Origin of the sequence: Enterococcus sp. DIV1937, from assembly GCF_050535975.1 — a bacterium.
GTDB classification, from domain to species: Bacteria; Bacillota; Bacilli; order Lactobacillales; family Enterococcaceae; genus Enterococcus; species Enterococcus faecalis.
In genome coordinates this window covers 344,051-363,543 of the sequence record NZ_CP172909.1, presented here as the reverse complement: position 1 = coordinate 363,543, position 19,493 = coordinate 344,051, and the positions used below count along the sequence as shown (strand labels likewise).

Annotated in this window: 19 protein-coding genes; 4 read left to right on the top strand and 15 right to left on the bottom strand. The window is 37.8% G+C overall.

The window, feature by feature from the left end:
• Positions 1 to 23: 23 nt before the first annotated feature.
• Entirely contained in the window at positions 24 to 1,310 is a 1,287-nt protein-coding gene (gene rhaA, locus IGL13_RS01840) for an L-rhamnose isomerase (protein WP_002377913.1), read from the bottom strand.
• Complete coding sequence (gene rhaB / locus IGL13_RS01835; protein WP_002377912.1) at positions 1,307 to 2,818, bottom strand: rhamnulokinase; 1,512 nt, start codon at positions 2,816 to 2,818, stop codon at positions 1,307 to 1,309. The genes rhaA and rhaB overlap by 4 nt, the downstream gene beginning before the upstream one ends.
• A 119-nt stretch (positions 2,819 to 2,937) precedes the next feature.
• Here rhaB and IGL13_RS01830 point away from each other — a divergent pair, with 119 nt between their 5' ends.
• The gene (locus IGL13_RS01830; RefSeq protein ID WP_002355307.1) at positions 2,938 to 3,810 is read left to right on the top strand and encodes a helix-turn-helix domain-containing protein; all 873 of its coding nucleotides are present in this window, start codon (positions 2,938 to 2,940) and stop codon (positions 3,808 to 3,810) included.
• A 147-nt stretch (positions 3,811 to 3,957) separates the two neighbouring features.
• Here the strand turns inward: IGL13_RS01830 and IGL13_RS01825 are convergent, their stop codons facing one another.
• The 10 genes from IGL13_RS01825 to IGL13_RS01780 all read right to left on the bottom strand — a co-directional run bounded on the left by IGL13_RS01825 (position 3,958) and on the right by IGL13_RS01780 (position 12,975).
• Entirely contained in the window at positions 3,958 to 5,253 is a 1,296-nt protein-coding gene (locus IGL13_RS01825; RefSeq protein WP_002355306.1) for a TRAP transporter large permease, read from the bottom strand.
• Between the two features lie 35 nt (positions 5,254 to 5,288).
• Positions 5,289 to 5,765: a TRAP transporter small permease gene (locus tag IGL13_RS01820; protein WP_002355305.1), complete on the bottom strand. Its 477-nt coding sequence runs from the start codon at positions 5,763 to 5,765 to the stop codon at positions 5,289 to 5,291.
• Between the two features lie 14 nt (positions 5,766 to 5,779).
• The gene (locus IGL13_RS01815) at positions 5,780 to 6,787 is read right to left on the bottom strand and encodes a TRAP transporter substrate-binding protein (RefSeq protein ID WP_002358408.1); all 1,008 of its coding nucleotides are present in this window, start codon (positions 6,785 to 6,787) and stop codon (positions 5,780 to 5,782) included.
• 20 nt (positions 6,788 to 6,807) lie between these two features.
• Positions 6,808 to 7,914: a glycoside hydrolase family 88/105 protein gene (locus IGL13_RS01810; RefSeq protein WP_002385348.1), complete on the bottom strand. Its 1,107-nt coding sequence runs from the start codon at positions 7,912 to 7,914 to the stop codon at positions 6,808 to 6,810.
• Between the two features lie 228 nt (positions 7,915 to 8,142).
• Positions 8,143 to 8,931 (bottom strand): gluconate 5-dehydrogenase, encoded by a 789-nt coding sequence (locus IGL13_RS01805; RefSeq protein ID WP_002355302.1) that lies wholly within the window; start codon positions 8,929 to 8,931, stop codon positions 8,143 to 8,145.
• A 21-nt stretch (positions 8,932 to 8,952) separates the two neighbouring features.
• Positions 8,953 to 9,792, bottom strand: a complete 840-nt coding sequence (gene kduI / locus IGL13_RS01800) for a 5-dehydro-4-deoxy-D-glucuronate isomerase (protein ID WP_002355301.1) — start codon at positions 9,790 to 9,792, stop codon at positions 8,953 to 8,955.
• Positions 9,793 to 9,804: 12 nt separating this feature from the next.
• Positions 9,805 to 10,812, bottom strand: a complete 1,008-nt coding sequence (locus IGL13_RS01795) for a sugar kinase (RefSeq protein ID WP_002385349.1) — start codon at positions 10,810 to 10,812, stop codon at positions 9,805 to 9,807.
• Between the two features lie 4 nt (positions 10,813 to 10,816).
• Positions 10,817 to 11,464, bottom strand: coding sequence for a bifunctional 4-hydroxy-2-oxoglutarate aldolase/2-dehydro-3-deoxy-phosphogluconate aldolase (locus IGL13_RS01790; protein ID WP_002364953.1), 648 nt, complete (start codon positions 11,462 to 11,464; stop codon positions 10,817 to 10,819).
• A gap of 160 nt (positions 11,465 to 11,624) precedes the next feature.
• Positions 11,625 to 12,377, bottom strand: a complete 753-nt coding sequence (locus IGL13_RS01785) for an IclR family transcriptional regulator (RefSeq protein ID WP_002355294.1) — start codon at positions 12,375 to 12,377, stop codon at positions 11,625 to 11,627.
• Positions 12,378 to 12,507: 130 nt separating this feature from the next.
• The gene (locus IGL13_RS01780) at positions 12,508 to 12,975 is read right to left on the bottom strand and encodes a MerR family transcriptional regulator (protein WP_002383688.1); all 468 of its coding nucleotides are present in this window, start codon (positions 12,973 to 12,975) and stop codon (positions 12,508 to 12,510) included.
• Positions 12,976 to 13,075: 100 nt separating this feature from the next.
• Here IGL13_RS01780 and IGL13_RS01775 point away from each other — a divergent pair, with 100 nt between their 5' ends.
• The gene (locus IGL13_RS01775) at positions 13,076 to 14,593 is read left to right on the top strand and encodes an MDR family MFS transporter (protein WP_002385351.1); all 1,518 of its coding nucleotides are present in this window, start codon (positions 13,076 to 13,078) and stop codon (positions 14,591 to 14,593) included.
• The gene (locus IGL13_RS01770) at positions 14,593 to 15,297 is read left to right on the top strand and encodes a DUF4811 domain-containing protein (RefSeq protein WP_002364955.1); all 705 of its coding nucleotides are present in this window, start codon (positions 14,593 to 14,595) and stop codon (positions 15,295 to 15,297) included. The genes IGL13_RS01775 and IGL13_RS01770 overlap by 1 nt, the downstream gene beginning before the upstream one ends.
• Before the next feature lie 54 nt (positions 15,298 to 15,351).
• Here the strand turns inward: IGL13_RS01770 and IGL13_RS01765 are convergent, their stop codons facing one another.
• The 3 genes from IGL13_RS01765 to IGL13_RS01755 are packed head-to-tail and all read right to left on the bottom strand — an operon-like array spanning position 15,352 to position 18,476.
• Positions 15,352 to 16,581 carry an ABC transporter permease gene (locus tag IGL13_RS01765; RefSeq protein ID WP_002355288.1) on the bottom strand — a complete coding sequence of 410 codons (1,230 nt, stop codon included), beginning with the start codon at positions 16,579 to 16,581 and terminating at the stop codon, positions 15,352 to 15,354.
• Positions 16,578 to 17,288: an ABC transporter ATP-binding protein gene (locus IGL13_RS01760; RefSeq protein WP_002383683.1), complete on the bottom strand. Its 711-nt coding sequence runs from the start codon at positions 17,286 to 17,288 to the stop codon at positions 16,578 to 16,580. Before IGL13_RS01760 ends, IGL13_RS01765 begins: the two co-directional genes overlap by 4 nt.
• A gap of 9 nt (positions 17,289 to 17,297) precedes the next feature.
• The gene (locus IGL13_RS01755) at positions 17,298 to 18,476 is read right to left on the bottom strand and encodes an efflux RND transporter periplasmic adaptor subunit (RefSeq protein WP_002355284.1); all 1,179 of its coding nucleotides are present in this window, start codon (positions 18,474 to 18,476) and stop codon (positions 17,298 to 17,300) included.
• 320 nt (positions 18,477 to 18,796) lie between these two features.
• Here IGL13_RS01755 and IGL13_RS01750 point away from each other — a divergent pair, with 320 nt between their 5' ends.
• Positions 18,797 to 19,435, top strand: a complete 639-nt coding sequence (locus IGL13_RS01750) for an NAD(P)H-binding protein (RefSeq protein ID WP_002358396.1) — start codon at positions 18,797 to 18,799, stop codon at positions 19,433 to 19,435.
• Positions 19,436 to 19,493: the final 58 nt, after the last annotated feature.

The window sequence follows — 19,493 nt, the reverse complement described above, 5'->3', positions numbered from 1 at the left end:
GAAGTTCCTCTCGTTTGTTAATTTTATGAAAAACGACAACTATCTTTACCTGTTGGCAATTGACGAGTTGGTAAAATCACTTTTTCGTATTCTTGAACATCCGTTAACCAATCTAAGCCGATAGGTACGTGATTTTCTTGACAGTAGTAGTTCCAGATATCGGCAAATGGAAAGTCTTTTAACTCTTCCGTTAAGGCTAAACGTGTGGTAAAATCTCCCATCAATTCAGCTTCTTTTAAAACGTTTGTTGGCTCAAGCATCGCTTTCATTAACGCTTTTTGTGTATTGCGGGTGCCAATCACCCAAGCGGCAACACGATTGATTGTGGCATCAAAGAAATCTAAGCCCACGTGTGTTTTTCCTAATAAATCATTGCGAACTAACTCCTTGGCAATTTCTTGCAATTCATCATCCATAATGACAACGTGGTCACTATCCCAGCGAACTGGACGACTGACATGTAATAGCATTCCTTCGCCAAATAAGGATAATGAAGATAACTTATTAGAAATCACTTCTGTTGGATGAAAATGACCGGCATCTAAACAAATTAATTTATTCCGCGTTAAACCGTAGCCCATATAAAATTCATGAGACCCAACTGTATAGGCTTCTGAACCAATCCCAAAGAGCTTACTTTCCACTGCATCGACTGTATAAGCTGGATCAATTTCCTCTGAAAAAATTTCATCTAGCGAAGCCATTAGCCGCTTTCTCGGCGTTAAACGATCAACTGGGTTATCTTTAAAGCCATCTGGCACCCAAAAGTTATTGACAGCTACTTGTCCTAATTCTCTTCCAAAATATTCAGCAATTCTTCGTGAACGTTTCCCATGCTCAATCCAAAAGTCTCGAACTTGCGGATTCGGATGAGCTAAAGTAAAGCCATCGCGGTACATTGGATGCGAGAAAAAGGTTGGATTAAAGTCCAATCCTAAGCCATTTTCTTTTGCCCAAGTCACCCATGGTTCAAAATGCTTTGGTTCCAGTTCGTTTAAATCCACCCTTTCCTCTGTGTCTAAATAAATAGCATGCAAATTCAATTTGTGTTTTCCTGGAATTAAAGAAAACGCTTTTTCTAAATCTTGACGTAGTTGCTGGGGACTTCGAGCAACGCCTGGATAATTCCCTGTAACTGAAATACCACCAGAAAGTTCATCCTCACTTAAGAAGCCTCTCACATCATCTCCTTGCCACACATGCATTGAAATTTTGACATCAGCCATTTTTTCCAATACAGCTTCGGTATCTACGTCAATGCTGGCATATTTTTCTTTCGCTTCTTCATATTTTTGTGTAATGGTTGTCATAATGAGCTCCTTTTCATAAATGCTTGATAGCGATTTTTTATTGTTGAATCAATTGGATTTGCTTGATAGATTTCCGTGGGAAAAGATGTTTGGATACAAGTACGAGCTGCTGGAATATCTTTAAGTTCACCTGTTGCAATCATCTGCATCAAAAGATTACCTAAAGCAGTTGCTTCCCCAGGTCCCGCTTTCACTGTAACATTAGCAACATCCGCAGTTAGCTGGTTCAATAAACGATTATTGGAACCACCACCGACAACATGTAAAGTTGTAATTTTCTGTTCGATTCCTGTTAATTGAGCTAATTTTTCTAGTTCTACGCTGTAACACAATGCTAAATTATCATAAATACAACGAGCGAGTTCACCAGGGCTTTCAGGAACTGTTTGTTGTGTTTCACGGCAATAGGCTTGTAATTCAGTAATCATATTTCCCGGATTTAAAAAACGAGGATCATTTACATCAATAAATTGTTGAAATGCTGGTTCTTTTTCAGCTAAGGCGGCCAATTCAGCATAGCTATATTGGTAGTTTTGGTGCCGTGCCACTTCTTGAATTAGCCACATACCCATAATATTTTTTAAGAAACGAATTGTGTTCTGGGCGCCCCATTCATTCGTGTAATTTTCTTGGAAAGCTTCAGCAGAAATTGTTGTAACAGTCGTTTCAATGCCTAATAAAGACCAAGTACCACTGCTAATGTACGCCCAGTCATCGCCAATGCCTGGCGTACCTAAAATTGCTGAAGCTGTATCATGACTAGCTATCGTAATCAACGTTGCATTTGGTAAATCATAGTCTGGAAAAGCCGCTGTTTGCAGGTCGCCTAAAATCGTGCCCGGCTCTACTAATGTTGGAAATAGTGTTTCATCAATTCCTAGGAAATCCAGTAATTCACTTTCCCATTGTTTCGTTCCAGCATTCAACAGTTGCGTGGTGGAGGCGTTGGTTGCTTCGATGACTGCTTTTCCAGTAAAGACATAACCTAAGTAATCAGGGATTAACAACAATTGACTGGCTGCAGCCAAACGTTCCTTTTCCTCTACAAATAACTGAAAAATGGTATTAAAAGGTTGAACTTGAATCCCCGTTTGTTGGTACAATTTTTCTAATGAATAGCCTTTTGAAAAATTTTTTACAGCTGCTTCTGTCCGTCCATCTCGATAAGCAATCGGTTCGTCCAAAAGTTGTCCAGATTGATCCAGCAGACAATAGTCAACACCCCAAGTATCAATTCCAATAAAGCATTCCTTGATACCTAATTGTTTAACTTTTTGCAGACCAAGCAGTAACTCATGAACTAAACTAGCCATATCCCAACGCTGATACCCATCTTTTTGATGAAAACCATTTTTAAAACGATGAATTTCTTCTATTGTTATCTGACCATTCGCTAAGCGTTGACTTTTCATTATGCGACCGCTAGAAGCGCCAATATCAACCGCTAAATAGGTTCGTTTTTCAACTTGTTCTTTTTTCACTTTGTTGATAGTTGTCAATCCTTTCACTATTTTTATTTTTTGTACGTTAGACTAACTTTATGTATTCATCATAAACAAAAAATAGCGCTTTCACCTCTCACAATTTTGAGATATAATTGTACTATCTTGGTAATTAGGAGGTTCTTATGGATTATTGGGAAAAAGCCGACTACTCTTGGTCAGACGATTCTAAGCGACATATTTTGACACCTAGCAGCAAAAGTCGCACACTTTTTTATTACATACAGGAAATTGGACAGTTTAAAGCCTCGCGCCCTTATTATACGGAGCGGGCACATTTACCATCATACTTAATTAAATTCACGCTAAATGGTACTGGGGAATTACGCTATCGTTATCATACATACAGCTTACAGAGAGGTGATTTATTCTTTATTGACTGTCGGGATTATCAATACTATCAAGCAACCAGCGAAGATCCTTGGGAAATGGACTGGATTCATTTTGAAGGAGGAAATTCTGGTGCTTTTTTCCAAGAATTTATGAAAAATGGTTCACCAGTTTTCTCCACTAATCAGCTTCCAGAAGATAATCCTATTCATTTAATCATTCAGCAATTATTACAATTACAAGATTTACAACATGCGCAAACTGATTACCAATCTTCCGTCTTAATTCATCAATTACTGAACGAATTATTGTTGCAAAAGTATCGTCAAGACTTTACCTACGAAACGATTCCATCATTGGTTTTGGAAATGAAAGCTTACATTGATCAACATTTCAAAGAAACAATTTCTTTAGAAGACTTGGCTCAACTCTTTCATTTAAATAAATATCAATTGAACAAAGAGTTCTCCAAATACATTGGATTACCGCCAATTAAATATCAAATTAGTAAAAAAATTTCTTATTCAAAAGATTTACTACGCTATTCTAATCAAACAGTGAAAGAAATTGCTGTAGATGTTGGTTTAGAAAACTATGCCTACTTTAGTCGATTATTTAAAAAGCGAACTGGATTAACTCCTAGTCAATACCGTAAAAGTGGCTTCTAAAAAATCTCTCTATGACACATAATGTCATAGAGAGATTTTTTATTTCTATGCCTCCTAAACTCAATATTTTATAGTAAATTACCAAATCTAGTTGATTGAACAACTTATATTTCGCTCAATTGGGGTTGTTAGACAATTTGTATTGAATTAAGAAATTAGATTTGGTAACCACATGACAAGTTCAGGTACATATGTGATTAAAAGTAAAATTGCTAAGATTACCAGATAAAATGGAACTAGTGGTTTCAGCATTTGCTCAGCTTTAACACCCCCAACACTAGCACCAACATATAATCCTGTTCCAACAGGTGGTGTAATTGAACCAACACACAAGTTCATAATCGCAAATAAACCAAAATGAACTGGATCCACCCCAACATTCATAACAATTGGTAAAAAGATTGGCGTAAAAATCAAAATAGCTGGACCAACATCCATAAACATTCCCACAAACAATAGGACAACGTTTACTAATAGTAGAATTAAGTATTTATTGTCTGTGATTCCTAAAATAGCTGTACTGATTGCTTCTGGTATCCCTGTAAAAGCCATCGCAAAAGACATCATTGAAGAAGTTGCCAACAAGAACATAATGGTTCCACTCATCAAGACAGCCTCTTTTAACATTTTAGGTAAATCGTTTATTTTCACTGTTTTGTAGTAAAACATTGAAATCAATAATGAGTATGCAACAGCAATTGCTGATGCTTCAATCGCTGTAAATAACCCCGTCAAAATACCACCAATAATAATGACAATTAACAATACACTGGGAACCGCTTCTCGCAGAACCTTGCTGACTTCTCCTTTTTTTGCTTTTGCCACAGTAGGATAATTATGACGTTTTGCAATAACATAAGCTACCACCATAATTCCTAACGCCCACAAAGAACCTACCAAATAACCTCCTAAAAATAAAGAAGAAATAGAGGCCCCACCAGCCACCAATGAATACATAATAAACGCTGTACTTGGTGGAATAACCATTCCTGTAGGAGCAGAGGCAATATTTACAGCCGTTGCAAATTTCCGATCATAGCCCTCATTTACTTGTTGCGGAATTAGTACGCCACCAATAGCAGTAGATGCTGCAATTGCAGAGCTAGAAATCGAACCAAATAATGCATTCCCTAACACATTAGTATGTGCTAGCGCGCCGGGAACACGACCAACAAATAACATAGAAAAATTTACCAACTTTTGGGCAATTCCCCCATTATTCATAATCACACCAGAAAAAATAAAAAACGGAATTGCTACGAGAGAGAAACTATTTAAACTAGAGACCATTTTTTGAGCTGAGGTAAATGCAGCTGCTTCAAAAGGAATTACTAATAACAATGTTGCAATTGAAGATGCCGCAATGCTCATACCAATTGGCATACCAACTACCAATAAGACTGCAAAAACTACAAATAAGATAATGCCTGCTTCTAAAGCCATATTTTTACTCCTATTCTTTTTCTTCTATAAACGCATTAAGAATCTTTTGATTGCGTGAATAACTCTAGCAAATTCATCAAACTATAAATAAACATCAAAACACCTGCTACTGGAACGGCTAAATAGACATAACCCATAGGAATTGCCAAAGATGGTGAAATTTGTCCTAACGTAATTACTACACCATTCCAACCGCCAAATATCATAATCACTCCTGCAAAAAGTAGGAACAACAATTGAACAATAAATTCTAAAAAGCGTTTTTGTTTCCCTTGTAATTTTTCACTTAACAAAGTTACTGCTAAATGTCCCTTTTTTCCAACCACATAAGCAGAAGCTAACATCGCCAGCCAGACCAATGCAAAGCGAACAAATTCTTCTGTTAAGGTACTAGGATTTTTTAACACTGTCCGGGCAAACACTTGGTACAAAACGACCAAAACCATTGCAGCAAGAATGATTGATCCAAGTATTTCTAAAAGTCGATTTAAAAATTTTCTAAAACCTTTCATAATTACCTCCTTAATTAGTCCGCCAACTGGCGAATAGCCTGATACAGTTCGCCATGTTCTGAGCTATTTTTGAATGATTCATGCAACGGTTGAACAAGTTTTTGGAATGGTTCACTGTCTACTTGATTGAACACAACACCATATTCTGCTTGTGCTTTTTTCTTTTCTTCTTCAACCGCTTCTTTAAAGACCGTTTTTTCAAAAGCGGTCGATTCTTTTGCTGCTTCTTCAATCGCTTGTTCTTGTTTCGCTGTCAAACGTTCTTTTGTCCCCTCGTTCATAATCACAATATCTGGCACTCGAGTATGCTCATCATAAGAATAATACTTAGCCACACCACCATGACCAGCTGTATATAAAACGAACTCATTATTCTCTGCACCGTTGATTAGATTAGATTGTAGAGAAGTATATACTTCCGAACTACCCATAGGTACTGGCGAACCCCCTAAAAGTTCTACCATTTTGATGGCGGTTTCACTTTGCATGACCCGAATTTTTTTACCTTTCAAATCATCTGGAGATGTAACAGGCCCTTTGCTCATATAAAAACTTCGTTGACCAGAGTCATAATAAGTTAAACCAACAAATCCTAATTTTTTTGTAGAATCATACACTGGTTGCATTAGCGCTTGATTATCCATTACTTTAAAAAAATGTTTTTCATTATCAAAAATATACGGAATGGCAAATACAGAATAATCTTTAGAAAAACTTTCTAATGCTGATCCACTGACCTTTGCAAAATCAATTGCTCCTGTTTGTGTTAATTCAATTAGTTCTGTTTCTCCCCCTAACTGACCATCTGGAAAGTATTCAATTTGAACTTTACCATCTGTTTTTTCCTCTACCAATTCCCCGAATTTCTTCATAGAATCGATAACTGGTTGGCTATTACTAGCATACGCATAGCGCAAGACTACCGTATCATTTGCCGAAGCTTCTGTTTTGCCGCAACCACTTAGCAACTGTAATCCTGCCAATACCATAACTGCTGTAAATAAAACCTTTCTTTTTTTCATGAACTTTTCTCCTTACTTTTCTAGCAATAAGAAACAAGCAATTCAGTCAAACATAGGATTGTTAATGATTGACCATAAGGCATCGCTGTCATTCCAATTGTGCGATAAAAATCTAAATTATCACCCATTCCTGTACCAACTGACACATGTTGTACTTCTCCCGTTTCATCAATCTCATTTAGTAAGCCAGCAATTGCTTTGTTTGCCACTTCTTCATATTCAGAAGAAATATATTTTTTATGAACCGCTTTTAAAATCCCATAAGCGAATCCCGCTGTCGCAGAAGATTCTAAATACGAATTTGAATCATTAATTAATGTATGCCATAAACCAGATTCATCTTGGTATTTCGCTAAAGCTGCCACTTGCGCATTGAGGGTACTTAATAAAAATTCCCGTAAACTATCACCTTTTGGCAACTCTAAGATTTCAATAATTTCTGGAATAGCAATCGTAATCCAGCAGTTTCCTCTTGCCCACAGTGCTTCCGCATAGTTATGATTTCCCTCAAAAGTCCAACCGTGATACCATAGACCACTTTTTTTATCTTGTAAATATTTAATATGGATTAAAAATTGATGCTTTGCTTCTTCCAAATAATCGAGTCGATTCAACAACTTACCAATTTTTGCCAAAGGTAAGACAGTCATCATTAACGTATCATCCCATAATTGATTTTTATTTTCTGGTCCATATGTCGCATGTTGCAAGCCCCCTTCATTCGTTCGGGGCATTTCTTCCATCACCCATTCCGCCCATTGCTCTAAGTAAGGTATATATTTAGAGTCTTTAGTGTCTTCATATAGATAAGCCATTGTTAAAAGCGGAGCCATCGTATTCACATTCTTAGGCGGCGCGCCTTCTTGCATCCGACCTTCAAACCAGTCGTTAACTACTTGTAAAGCTTTTTCACTTTTAGTATTTCGATAATTCTTATATATACCATACAACCCAACGCCTTGCGGCCAGTTCCAAATCGTCCAACTTTTGTCATCAACTTTTAAACCATCAAAATCTAACAGAAATTCACCTGTGTTATCTTTAATCGTTGTTAAATTTCTAATTAATAAGTCAATCGTTGTTTCTACTGTATCTTTTGGTATGAATTGTTCCTGTTTAATAATCATCGGCAATCAAAACTCCTTTTCCATCCCACTAGCGCAAATGAAACGCTTTCATTTTTTTGTAATTTTAGTTTAGCAAGGAATGTTAGCAAATTATATAGTTAATCTTGACGAATTACTGTCAAAAATTGACTTTTTTAAAAATTAGATACGGTTTTTACCAATTCAATCAATGAGTAAATAACAAAAAACGGACATCCTTTTTAGGTATGTCCGCTTTTTGTTACTTATTTATGGTTGTTTTCCAATATAAGCTAAAATTCCACCATCGACATATAAGATATGTCCGTTAACAAAGTCAGAAGCGTTAGATGCTAAGAAAACTGCTGGGCCAGCTAAGTCTGCTGGTGTGCCCCAACGATTAGCAGGTGTTCGTCCCAAGATGAATTCGTTAAATGGATGCCCTGGTTCTCTTAATGGCGCCGTCTGTGGCGTTTCAATGTAGCCAGGTCCAATCCCATTACATTGAATATTATATTGTCCATATTCAGAAGCAATATTTTTCGTTAACATTTTTAGTCCGCCTTTTGCTGCCGCGTACGCACTAACTGTTTCACGACCTAGTTCACTCATCATTGAACAGATATTGATAATTTTGCCATGACCCTTTTCAATCATATCTGGAATAACCGCTTTTGCCATAATAAATGGCGCATTCAAGTCAACATCAATCACTTGACGGAACTCTTCTGCTGACATCTCCACCATTGGAATTCGTTTAATAATTCCCGCATTATTGACTAAAATATCAATAGAGCCGACTTCTTCTTTAATCTGAGCAACCATCGCTTGAACTTGCTCTTCATCAGTGACATCACACACATAACCACGTGCTTCAATCCCTGCGGCCCGATAATTTTCCAAGCCTTGTTCAACTGATTCAGGAGATAAGTTATTAAAAACAATTGTTGCTCCTGCTTCAGCTAGGGATTTCGCAATCTCAAAGCCAATCCCATAAACAGCACCTGTAATTAACGCTACTTTTCCATCTAATTGAAAATCATTCATTTTAAATTCCATGTTTTCTCCTCTTTCTTTGGTTTATTTTAATTGATCCATTGCAACCATATCCATGTCTGTGTACGTAATATTTTCTCCGCACATGGCCCAAATAAAGGAATAATTACTTGTACCAACCCCAGAATGAATTGACCAGCTTGGTGAAATAGCTGCTTGTTCATTACTCATTACTAAATGTTTCGTTTCGTCTGGTTTACCCATCATGTGGAAAATCCGCGTATCTTCTTCCATATCAAAATAAACATACGCTTCCATACGACGTTCATGTGTATGACAAGGCATTGTATTCCAAGCGCTACCTGGTTCTAAAATGGTGTAGCCCATTTGTAACTGGCAACTTTCACAAACGTTTGGATGAATGTATTGGTAAATTTTACGTTGGTTCAATGTTAATGGATCACCCGTTTCCATTGGGGTAATTTCATCAATACTAATTTTTACGTTGGGATATTTATGATGTGCTGGGACACAACTAATGTAAAATTTCGCTGGATTATCAGGGTTTTCTGAAGAAAAACGAACATGTTTTGTTTCTTTCCCAATATAATAGCCATCTTGTTTTTTCATTGTTTCTTTGGCGCCATCAATTTCAATAAAGCCTGGTCCCCCAATATTAATAACCCCTAGTTCACGGCGTTCTAAGAAATAGTCAACCCCTAATTCTTTGTCCAAAATAATTTCTAATTCTTCTGTGGTCGGTGTCACACCACCAAAAATCATCCGATCATTATGTGTGTAGGTTAAGCTGATTGCACCTGGAATAAAAACTTTCTCTACTAAAAATTCATCTCTCAATTGTTCTGTTGAATAGTGACGGATATCCGCCGGACTATGTGTATAACGTGTTTCCATATTTTGCATAACTAAAATCTCCTATCTATTTATTTTTCCTGAGCCCGTTGCCAAAAAAGCAAGGACTTCTTTTTGACTAAATTGATTACAATCACCATGGACAGTATGTTTTAACGCACTAGCCGCTGTCGCAAAATCAATGCAGGTTTGTGGATCATAGGCAGCTAATATGCCATGTAAAACCCCACCAGCAAACGCATCACCGGCACCGACACGGTCAACAATCGGTTGTAATCGATGACATTTGGACGTATAATACGCACCTTTGTACCATAGCGTTCCGATTAATTCATTATCTGTCGCTGAATGAACTTGACGTTTGGTTGAATAAAATACTTGAATGTTGGGATAACGTTCTTGCATTTTTCGGTAGTACCACGTTAATGCGTCTTCAAGTTCTTCCTCTGGTTCTGGAATCTCCAGTAAATAACGAGCATCTAATACCCCAGCTGAACAAATATCAACAAATGGAAGAATGGCCTTCAATGCCACGCTCGCTTCTTTCTGGGACCAAAGTTTCCCTCGATAATTAATGTCAAAACTTACTTGGCACCCTGCTTGCTTCGCTGCTTTAACTAACGCAACCGTCATACTTTGCCAATTTTTTGATAACGCCGCTGTAATCCCTGAAATATGAAAGATCTCTACTCCTGAAAACAGCTCATGTAAGTCCCATTCCATTTCTTCGATTTGAGCAAAGCTTGAATAGGCGCGATCATAGACAACACTGGCTGCTCGTTCTCCTGTACCAGTTTCCAAGTAATACGTTCCTAGACGTGTTCCGCCAGTTCGTACAAATTCCGTTGAAACCCCATAACGACTTAAATGCTTTTTGGCGGCTTCTCCTAATGAATTATCGGGCACTTTACTAGCAAAAGTCACTTGGTGGCCATAGTTCGCTAACGAAATCGCTACATTCGCTTCACCACCGCCGTAATGTACAGCGAAATTTTCTGTTTGTGCTACGCGTATTCCGACAGGCGTTGACAAACGCAACATGATTTCTCCCAATGTTACGACTTTCCCCATGTGCCTACACCCCTTTGATTGCTTGGAATTTTTCCATATAGGCTTGGGCAACCTCACGAACTTTTTCAAAATCCCCAGTTGCTGCTGGCGCTAACAGATTGCCACCAACACCGACGGCCGTCACACCTGCGTCAAACCACTCGGCCATATTTTCCAAACTGACACCACCCGTTGGCATAATATTTAACTGAGGCAATGGCGCTTTAAATGCTGAAATAACACTCGGTCCATAAACACTTCCTGGAAATAGTTTAATAATATCTGCTCCGCTTTTCAGTGCTTCTTTCATTTCTGTGATGGTCATACAGCCTGGCAAGTAAGGAACTTGATATAAATTGCAAATTTTAGCGGTTTCTTCATCGAAGCTTGGACTCACAATATATTCAGCCCCTGCTACAATAGCTAAACGAGCAGTCGTAGCATCCAAAACTGTCCCCGCACCAATGACTACGTCAGGATTCTCTTGGTATAACGCAACTAATTCCTGAATCACTTCTGTTGCTTGAGGAACAGTAAAGGTTAACTCAATCCCCCGCATACCGCCTGCTACAATGGCTTGACTAGCTTTTAGCGCTTCCTCTTTTGTCTTTCCGCGAACCACAGCAATCACGCCAGCATTTTCTAATTTTTGTAAAATTGATACTCGCTTCAACAGACTCCCTCATTTCTTATTTAGAAATATATATTTATTATAAAGAAATTCACAACTTCATTATACAGATAAAAAAAGAAAATGCAAACGTTTTTACAAAAATAAAAAAAGAAAGACAAACAGAAATCCCAATCGACTTTTGTTTGTCTTTCTTTTTCTACTATAATTTCGCTTCAATCGCTGCTTTTGTTGCTAAAAGTGCTTGATTAATCGTCGTTTTATTTTCCTCTGTCAAACGATATTTCGGCATGCTTACACTAAAAGCACCCGCAATTTCGCCATCTTTCATTAAAGATACTCCGCTACAGAAAATATCTTGTTCAATTTCTTCATCATCGTAAGCAACCCCCGTTTGTTGCACTTGTTTTAATTCTTTTTTCAAACGCAAGGGATTGGTAATCGTATTTTCGGTATAGGGAATTAATGTCTGCGTGTCTAAATATTGTTGCACTTGTTCTTCCGAAAATTCTGCTAAAACGGCTTTACCCATTGCCGAATTATACAAAGGTCGAGTAATTCCCACTTTTGAGGACATGCGAATCGTTTGATTTTTCGGTTCTAATTTATTGATATACAGAATTTCATTATTATTTAAAATCCCTAAATGAATGGTTTCATCGACCGTATTTTGAAGGTTTTCTAAATAAGGTACCGCAATTTCAGCTAAATCGATTTGCTCCACACTTTGATTCGCATAGCGAATCAATTTTGTTCCTAAGCGGTACGTCTTGTTCGTGTCTTTTTGAACATAGCCAATTAATGTTAAGGTTTCTAAAATTTTGATTGCCGTTGATGCCGTCATTTCGGTATTCTTTGCAATTTCCTGTAAGGTTTGATCGGGTTGTAAACTTAGACAGTCCATGATTTTAGCCGCTTTTAACAAGACTGTTCCGTAAGGTTTTGTTTCTTTCATCGAAACCCTCCTTTTCCATATAAGAAATTATATAGAAAAATAAAGAAATTGCAAGAAAAAAAGAACTCGAAGATTCATTCAGTAACGTTTTACTTTCACTTCAGGTCTTTCTCCCAGTCCTATTTCATTCTTATTTTCTTTTCTTTAACTCATCAGAAACATCTGCATCCTTAGGAATTAAAAGATACTCACTGACTTCTGTGGTTTCATTAAATACAACATATAATTTTTGTTCTTCATCGAAATCGCCCAAATCAATCGCTACGTAATTGGGACAAACTTCTGAGATACCATGAAACATTTGACTAAAGATTTTTTTCGTCATCCCCACATTACGATGCTGCTCTTCTGCTTTTTCCACCGCACTTTGTAACGTATATCCTTCATCTAAAAAACGCTTGATCCAATGCACTTTGACGACTGTATGTAACCGATATTTCCGTGGACCGTTTGCGTCTTTCGCAATAGAAGAAATATACCCTTTTTCTTCCCAATAACGAAGTTGACGTGGCGAAACTTCAGCAATTTCACTTAGTTCACTAATTCCTATCAACAAATTTTCTTCATTTAACAAACGCTGAATCATTTTTGACCACATTAGTTTAACTTCCTTTCCCTTATCCTTTCCTTAATTGTAGTTTTTTTTACACCTTTGTCAAGTAAGTTGACAAAGATTCTAATTAGTTGTAAAGTAGTTAATGCAATTTAATTTGAAACTTACAGAAAAAGGAGCGATATATGTGACTTCACAACAACCTGTGGATATTCACGGAAAACCTTATAACCGGTCGTTACTAGTCGGTGTTTTACTAATCGGAACATTTTGTACGATTTTAAACCAAACGCTTTTAACGACGGCCTTACCTACATTAATGAAAGAATTTGATATCTCAGCTTCAAGTGTACAGTGGCTAACCACTGGATTCCTACTTGTGAACGGCATTATGATTCCCATCAGTGCTTGGTTGATTAACAAATTCAGTTCAAAAAAATTATACATAACAGCGATGTCAACGTTCTTAATCGGAACCATCATCTGTTTTGTAGCGCAAGACTTCGGCATGTTATTGACTGGACGTCTTGTTCAAGCCGCAGGGGTCGGTGTATCTATGCCTCTTTTACAAACAATTATGCTTTCAATTTTCCCGCCTGAAAAACGTGGCGCTGCCATGGGCACAACGGGAATTGTTATCGGATTAGCACCCGCTTTAGGTCCAACATTATCTGGTTGGATTATTGATTCTTATACATGGCGTGACCTTTTTGGGATGGTCATTCCAATTGTCGTTTTAGTCCTAATTTTAGCTTCATTTTTAATGAAAAATGTCATTCAATTATCTAATCCAAGTATCGATGTCTTATCGGTCATTCTTTCTACTCTCGGCTTTGGTAGCTTACTTTACGGTTTCTCAAGCGTTGGTGATAAAGGTTGGGGTAGCCCGCAAGTCTATGGATTCTTAATTGTTGGTGCGATTGTTTTATGTCTTTTTACATATCGACAATTGCATTTAGAACAACCTTTCTTAGAACTACGCGTTTTTAAATCAAAAGTCTTTACTGTTGCGGCCATTTTATCTGGCGTAACCAACATGGCAATGATTGGCGCCGAAATGGTTTTACCTTTGTATATCCAAAATATTCGTGGCGAATCTGCCTTCCATTCAGGGTTAATGCTTTTACCAGGAGCGTTAGTCATGGGACTTATGATGCCAGTAACTGGTCGCATTTTTGATAAAATTGGTGCCCGTCGTCTTGCGATTACTGGGATGTTTATTTTAACAGCTGCAACGTTACCGTTTGCTTTCTTAACAAAAGCAACACCTATTATTTATATCATTGTCCTATATGCGATTCGGATGTTTGGTATTTCGATGGTCATGATGCCTGTGACAACTTCTGGCATGAATGCTTTACCAATGAATTTATTAAGTCACGGGACTGCTGTAAACAACACCTTCCGACAAGTAGCCAGCTCAATTGGAACAGCTGTTTTGATTAGTGTTTTAACAAATGTTACCAAAGACGGCTTACCTGCATCGGACTTATTAAAAACAGCCCCACTCACTTATCGCGACCAAGCAACAAACGCAACACTAAACGGTTATCACGCAGCCTTCTTCGTGGCAACAATCTTTGGCGTTCTCGGCTTGGCGATTACTTTCTTCTTAAATAAAAAAGAAGCGATGCCTGTTAAGGAAGTAGGTGCAATGAAATAATGATTATTTTCCTTTTAATCCTTTGCGTGTTAGGCTTTGCCTATACGAATGTATTTGGCCGAAAAGTTTGGCATAAATGCTGTATGGTTATTTTTGGTTTAGGGTTCTTAGCTTCGTTAAGTCTTATCGTTTTAAACGATAAAGATCATTTTGGTATGACCGAAGTTACTCAGGACAAAACGTTTGAACTAAAAAGCAGTAGTTCAAGCAAAGATGGCCCCAACATGTTATTGTACCAGCCGTTGGGCGATGGTTCCGAAAAAGTTTATTTATATAACACACCAGATAAAAAGAAACTACAAAAAACAGGAACGGAAAACGTCACAAACACGGTTCAAAAAGATGCTCAAAAAGCCACATTAGTCCAAAAAACGACGAAATGGTCCTATCAAGAGTCTTGGGCCAAAACACTATTTGGCCTTGCTGACAACGATAACCAATTTGCAAAACAAGAAAACACCTTCAACGTTGCTAGTGACTGGCTAGTTTTAAGTGCTGATCAAGCCAAAAAATTAGGCGAATATATGGAACAACATGCCGCTGATATCAAAAAAGAAGGGACTGAAACAGTTGGCAAAAAAATGATGGCTGCTATGATGGCGAATCCATCAATGTCCCAAGAAGAACAAGCGAAACTCACCGAACAATATACCAAAGAGTTTCAACAAGAATTGATTCAGAAAATTCTTAGTGACATGAAATAAAAAAGCGAGCTTGATAGGATCATCAAACAAGATGTGACTACCAAGCTCTTCTTTTTAATTATAAATCGCTTTAATCGGATCCATCCTCGAGGCACCAATGGCTGGAATAATTCCGAAAAAGATACCTGTGAAGACCGAAACCAATGTTGAAATGGCAAAGATGGACGGCGTAATAATTGGCGTAATCGAAATATACCCACCGACCACAGTTGCCAATAAGTAGCCGCAGCCGACACCAATCAAACCACCAATCAATGTGATAAACGCTGCTTCCATTAAAAATTGGAATAAAATGACTCGTGGTTTAGCACCAATGGCCCGACGAATCCCAATTTCTCGTTTCCGTTCCGTGACAGACACATACATGATGTTCATGACGCCAATTCCCCCGACTAATAGGGAGATTGCAGTAATTGCCATCAGAAACATTGTCATACCCGTGACCATTTCTTCCATTTGTTGTTGGAGTTGTTGGTCTTGGTCGTTTTCTTTAAACGTTCCTTTCACTTCAGGATGATTTTCACTTAAAATGGTGATTGCCTGTCCTAAAATTGCTTCACGGTCCGCTCCCTCACGAACCTTAATATTGATGCCACTAATTGCTTTTGTTTTCGCTAATTTATTGTATGATTCTCGAGAAACAAAACTACTCATAGCAGTTGCCCAATCATCGTTCATACCCAAACTATCTAAATCTTTTGGTGCTAAAATACCAATCACCTTGTACATATAACCACCAATTGAAACAGCTTTTCCAATGAGTTGGCTAGGATCATCAAGCCGAATTTGCGCTTCAAAGATATCATGATTTAAGACAATCGCATCTGTATTTGCATCGCTCGGTTGAAAATCACGACCATATAAAATATCATTCTGCCCTTTAGTCGACGTAATGGATAAATTCGCTTGCGCCCCAAAATAATCCATTGGTACAAACAAATTGTCTCCGCCCCCCATCATTGATTCACCATATTGAGGATAAATACTTTCAATTCCTTGAATGTCTTGTAATTTTTTCAAGTCCACTCGGCTAAACGTATAATCTGGCTCTTCATAGGACATAAAATTGTCACTGCTACCATCCGACATTGTATAATGAATCTTCAAAACATCCGCGTTCACTGCACTGGATGCCTTCACAACTTGACGCTTCATCCCTTCACCTAGCGCAGAAATCGTTACGACTGATGTAATCCCAATAATAATCCCGACCATCGTTAAAAATACCCGCAACTTATGTGCCTTTAAGCTTAAAAAAGTACTAACAAATAAATTAGCAATCATCTAATCACCTCTTCTTCCAAAAAGCGACCATCTTTCATATGAATCACTCGTGAGGCATATTTTTTCATATCTTCATCATGTGTCACCATGACAATTGTTTTGCCTTGTTCATTCAATTCTTTCAATAATTCCATAATTTCTGTACCCGTTTCACTATCCAATGCCCCAGTCGGTTCATCAGCCATAATCAATAATGGATCATTCACCAAGGAACGAGCAATGGCTACTCTTTGTTGCTGTCCTCCAGAAAGTTCAGTAACTTTTGATTTGGCTTTTGTTTCCAAACCGACAATTTTTAGGTATTTTTCAGCAATCGCTTTTTTCTCAGCGCGGCTTTTTTTCCCTTCATAAACACAGGGCAATTGAACATTTTGACTAACATTTAAGGAATTAATCAAGAAAAATTGTTGAAAAATAAACCCTAGATATTCATTGCGAAAGGCTGATTTTTTATTTTCAGACAATTTTGAAACATCTGTTCCTGAGAAATGATAACTTCCGTCTGTTAAGCGATCCAAGAAACCAATAATGTTCATCAGCGTTGTCTTACCGCTACCGGACTTCCCCATGATTAAAATGAACTCTCCTTGATGGATGGTCAAGTTCAATTCTTTTAAAACATGTAGTTTTTCCTTACCTACTGGATAGAACTTGTTAATGTCCCGCAATTCAATGAGGGGTTGATTTGTATTGTTTGCTTCCACCATCAAGCCCTCCTATTTCGACGCATCTGTCATTGATTCGTTGGTTGCTGATTCATCAGAAGCAATCGCTGCATCTGATTCCACAATATCACCGACTTTTACTGGTTTTTTTGAAGAAATAACCACTCGGTCGGCTGATTCTAAGCCAGATTCAATCGCCATTTTGTCGCCATTTTCTTGCCCGACTTGGACATCACGACGAATGATGGTTCCAAAATCATTCACTAAAACGTAGGCCTGTTCACCCTCTTTTTGAATTGCTTTTTTCGGTAACTCAATCGCCCCTAAATCGCCTAAATCAATGGTTGCTTGCATATGATAGCCATTTTTGACTTTGTCTAAATTGGCCAACGCAATTTTGACGCTATAACTAGACATCGTTGTGCCGCCCTCTGGATTGCCACTCGCGGCATCGCTGTTGCCTTCAGGAGGATTATCATCGATGTAAGAAATTGAGCCATCCACAACCACATTGTTGGAAACAGAAGTTAGTTTAGCTTTTTGCCCAACACTAATTTTAGTCAAGTCCTTTTCATTCACTTTTCCAGCTAAATAAAGATCTTCTGAAGTTAACCGTAAAATCGGTGAATTGGCATCTTTTACTTCTGGAATTGATACGCGACCTTTGAAATTAGCCTTTGTGGAAATATATTGCTTCGCTCCTAAATCCGCTAAGGTTTCATTGGTAAAGGTAATCTCTTCATCTACCGCATCGACTTCTGTTTGATATTGTTCATTTAAATCATCACCAGACATCGTGCGGTCTTCTTCTTTAGTTTTATTAAATTTATCAATGGCCCGATTCCACTTATTATAGATATTCGCCCGCTTCGTTTCTAATTTGGCTAAGCTATTTTGTTGTGCCTCAATTTCTTTAGTGACCGCCTCATCTTCATAAGTAAATAATTCTGTGCCTGCATCTACGACATCGCCGTTTTTCACCTTAATCTCTGGATCCTTTGTTATTTTTTGATCACGCGCAAAGGCTTCCATTTGTTCCGGTTGGATGACACCGTTAATATAAATTTGTTGCAAGTCGGGAACGTCAAAATAGTCAATTCCCCAGTCATCTTTAGGCGCTTGCTTGACAGCTACTTGTTGTGCATTTTTATTTAACGCATTCACAGTTACGATGCCCCCAACCGCAATTACCGCAACTGCCCCCAATATAATTATCGTTTTCTTCTTCATTTTCTTCGTTTCATCTCCTCATTCTGTCTATTTTCCCCAACAAACTAAATTGCTCGGTCGTTCACTTATAACTATTTAACCATGCTTGAATTCAAGAAACAAGGGCATTTCTCTAGGCCTTTAGTCTGATTTATTTCATTTTTGTTCATTTTTTTATTTATTTCACGACAATAAATAACCATTGTTGGGTCTTTGTATTTCAACAATCTAAAAAGGTTATTTTTATGTTATTTATAACTAAACTATACGCAATCGAGATTTTTTGCTTCTTTTTTTATTTAAGGTACACTAGAAGAAACAATTGAAAGTGAGGGCTTGCCATGAAAGTCATTATTTTTGGCGGTAGCGGTTTTTTAGGTCAACAAATCGCGAAAATTTTAGTCCAACGCCAACATCAAGTCATCAGTGTTTCACGTCATGGAAAGCCTGCCACGCTCTCCGCATCTTGGAGCCACCAAGTGCAGTGGGTATGCTCCGATGTTACTCGTGACACGAATTGGCAAGAACAAGTCCAGCGTGCTGACTGGGTCATTGATACAGTAGGTATTTTATTTGAAAATCCACGAAAAAAGAAAACCTATCAACGGCTAATTCTGACGCCAGTGAAAAAAATCAGCTCTTTTTTAGCACAACAAAAAAAGCCAGCTAAGTTTTTATTTATTTCAGCCAATACTGTTCCTTTCCCTTTGAGAAAATATATGGATGCCAAATTAGCAGCGGAGGAACTAATCCACCAAGAAGTCGCCGAAGCAGTGATTTTTTATCCTAGTTTACTTGTAGGTCAAGAACGTACCGGCACCATACTTTTTAGTAAATGTATTTATTTTTTTAAGAAAATCCCCTTTTTAAAGAACTTATTTATTGGCTATGATCCTGTGCCTGTGGCAGAAATGGCACAAGAAATTGTTCACGTTTTAGAAGGCGGCAATTCTATTTACACACACAGAAGGACCCGTTAACAAGTTATCTCCCAATCGTCTCTGTCTAGAGGCGGTTTTTTTGTGTTACAATACAACT

Coding starts and splice junctions, on each gene's coding strand:
- IGL13_RS01765 (WP_002355288.1), bottom strand. CDS start 16,581: ATGATTGCTAATTTATTTGTTAGTACTTTTTTAAGCTTAAAGGCACAT.
- IGL13_RS01770 (WP_002364955.1), top strand. CDS start 14,593: ATGATTATTTTCCTTTTAATCCTTTGCGTGTTAGGCTTTGCCTATACG.
- IGL13_RS01795 (WP_002385349.1), bottom strand. CDS start 10,812: ATGGGGAAAGTCGTAACATTGGGAGAAATCATGTTGCGTTTGTCAACG.
- kduI (WP_002355301.1), bottom strand. CDS start 9,792: ATGCAAAATATGGAAACACGTTATACACATAGTCCGGCGGATATCCGT.
- IGL13_RS01805 (WP_002355302.1), bottom strand. CDS start 8,931: ATGGAATTTAAAATGAATGATTTTCAATTAGATGGAAAAGTAGCGTTA.
- IGL13_RS01810 (WP_002385348.1), bottom strand. CDS start 7,914: ATGATTATTAAACAGGAACAATTCATACCAAAAGATACAGTAGAAACA.
- IGL13_RS01815 (WP_002358408.1), bottom strand. CDS start 6,787: ATGAAAAAAAGAAAGGTTTTATTTACAGCAGTTATGGTATTGGCAGGA.
- IGL13_RS01825 (WP_002355306.1), bottom strand. CDS start 5,253: ATGGCTTTAGAAGCAGGCATTATCTTATTTGTAGTTTTTGCAGTCTTA.
- IGL13_RS01785 (WP_002355294.1), bottom strand. CDS start 12,377: ATGAAAGAAACAAAACCTTACGGAACAGTCTTGTTAAAAGCGGCTAAA.
- IGL13_RS01755 (WP_002355284.1), bottom strand. CDS start 18,476: ATGAAGAAGAAAACGATAATTATATTGGGGGCAGTTGCGGTAATTGCG.
- IGL13_RS01780 (WP_002383688.1), bottom strand. CDS start 12,975: ATGTGGTCAAAAATGATTCAGCGTTTGTTAAATGAAGAAAATTTGTTG.
- IGL13_RS01830 (WP_002355307.1), top strand. CDS start 2,938: ATGGATTATTGGGAAAAAGCCGACTACTCTTGGTCAGACGATTCTAAG.
- IGL13_RS01750 (WP_002358396.1), top strand. CDS start 18,797: ATGAAAGTCATTATTTTTGGCGGTAGCGGTTTTTTAGGTCAACAAATC.
- IGL13_RS01820 (WP_002355305.1), bottom strand. CDS start 5,765: ATGAAAGGTTTTAGAAAATTTTTAAATCGACTTTTAGAAATACTTGGA.
- IGL13_RS01775 (WP_002385351.1), top strand. CDS start 13,076: ATGCAATTTAATTTGAAACTTACAGAAAAAGGAGCGATATATGTGACT.
- rhaA (WP_002377913.1), bottom strand. CDS start 1,310: ATGACAACCATTACACAAAAATATGAAGAAGCGAAAGAAAAATATGCC.
- IGL13_RS01760 (WP_002383683.1), bottom strand. CDS start 17,288: ATGGTGGAAGCAAACAATACAAATCAACCCCTCATTGAATTGCGGGAC.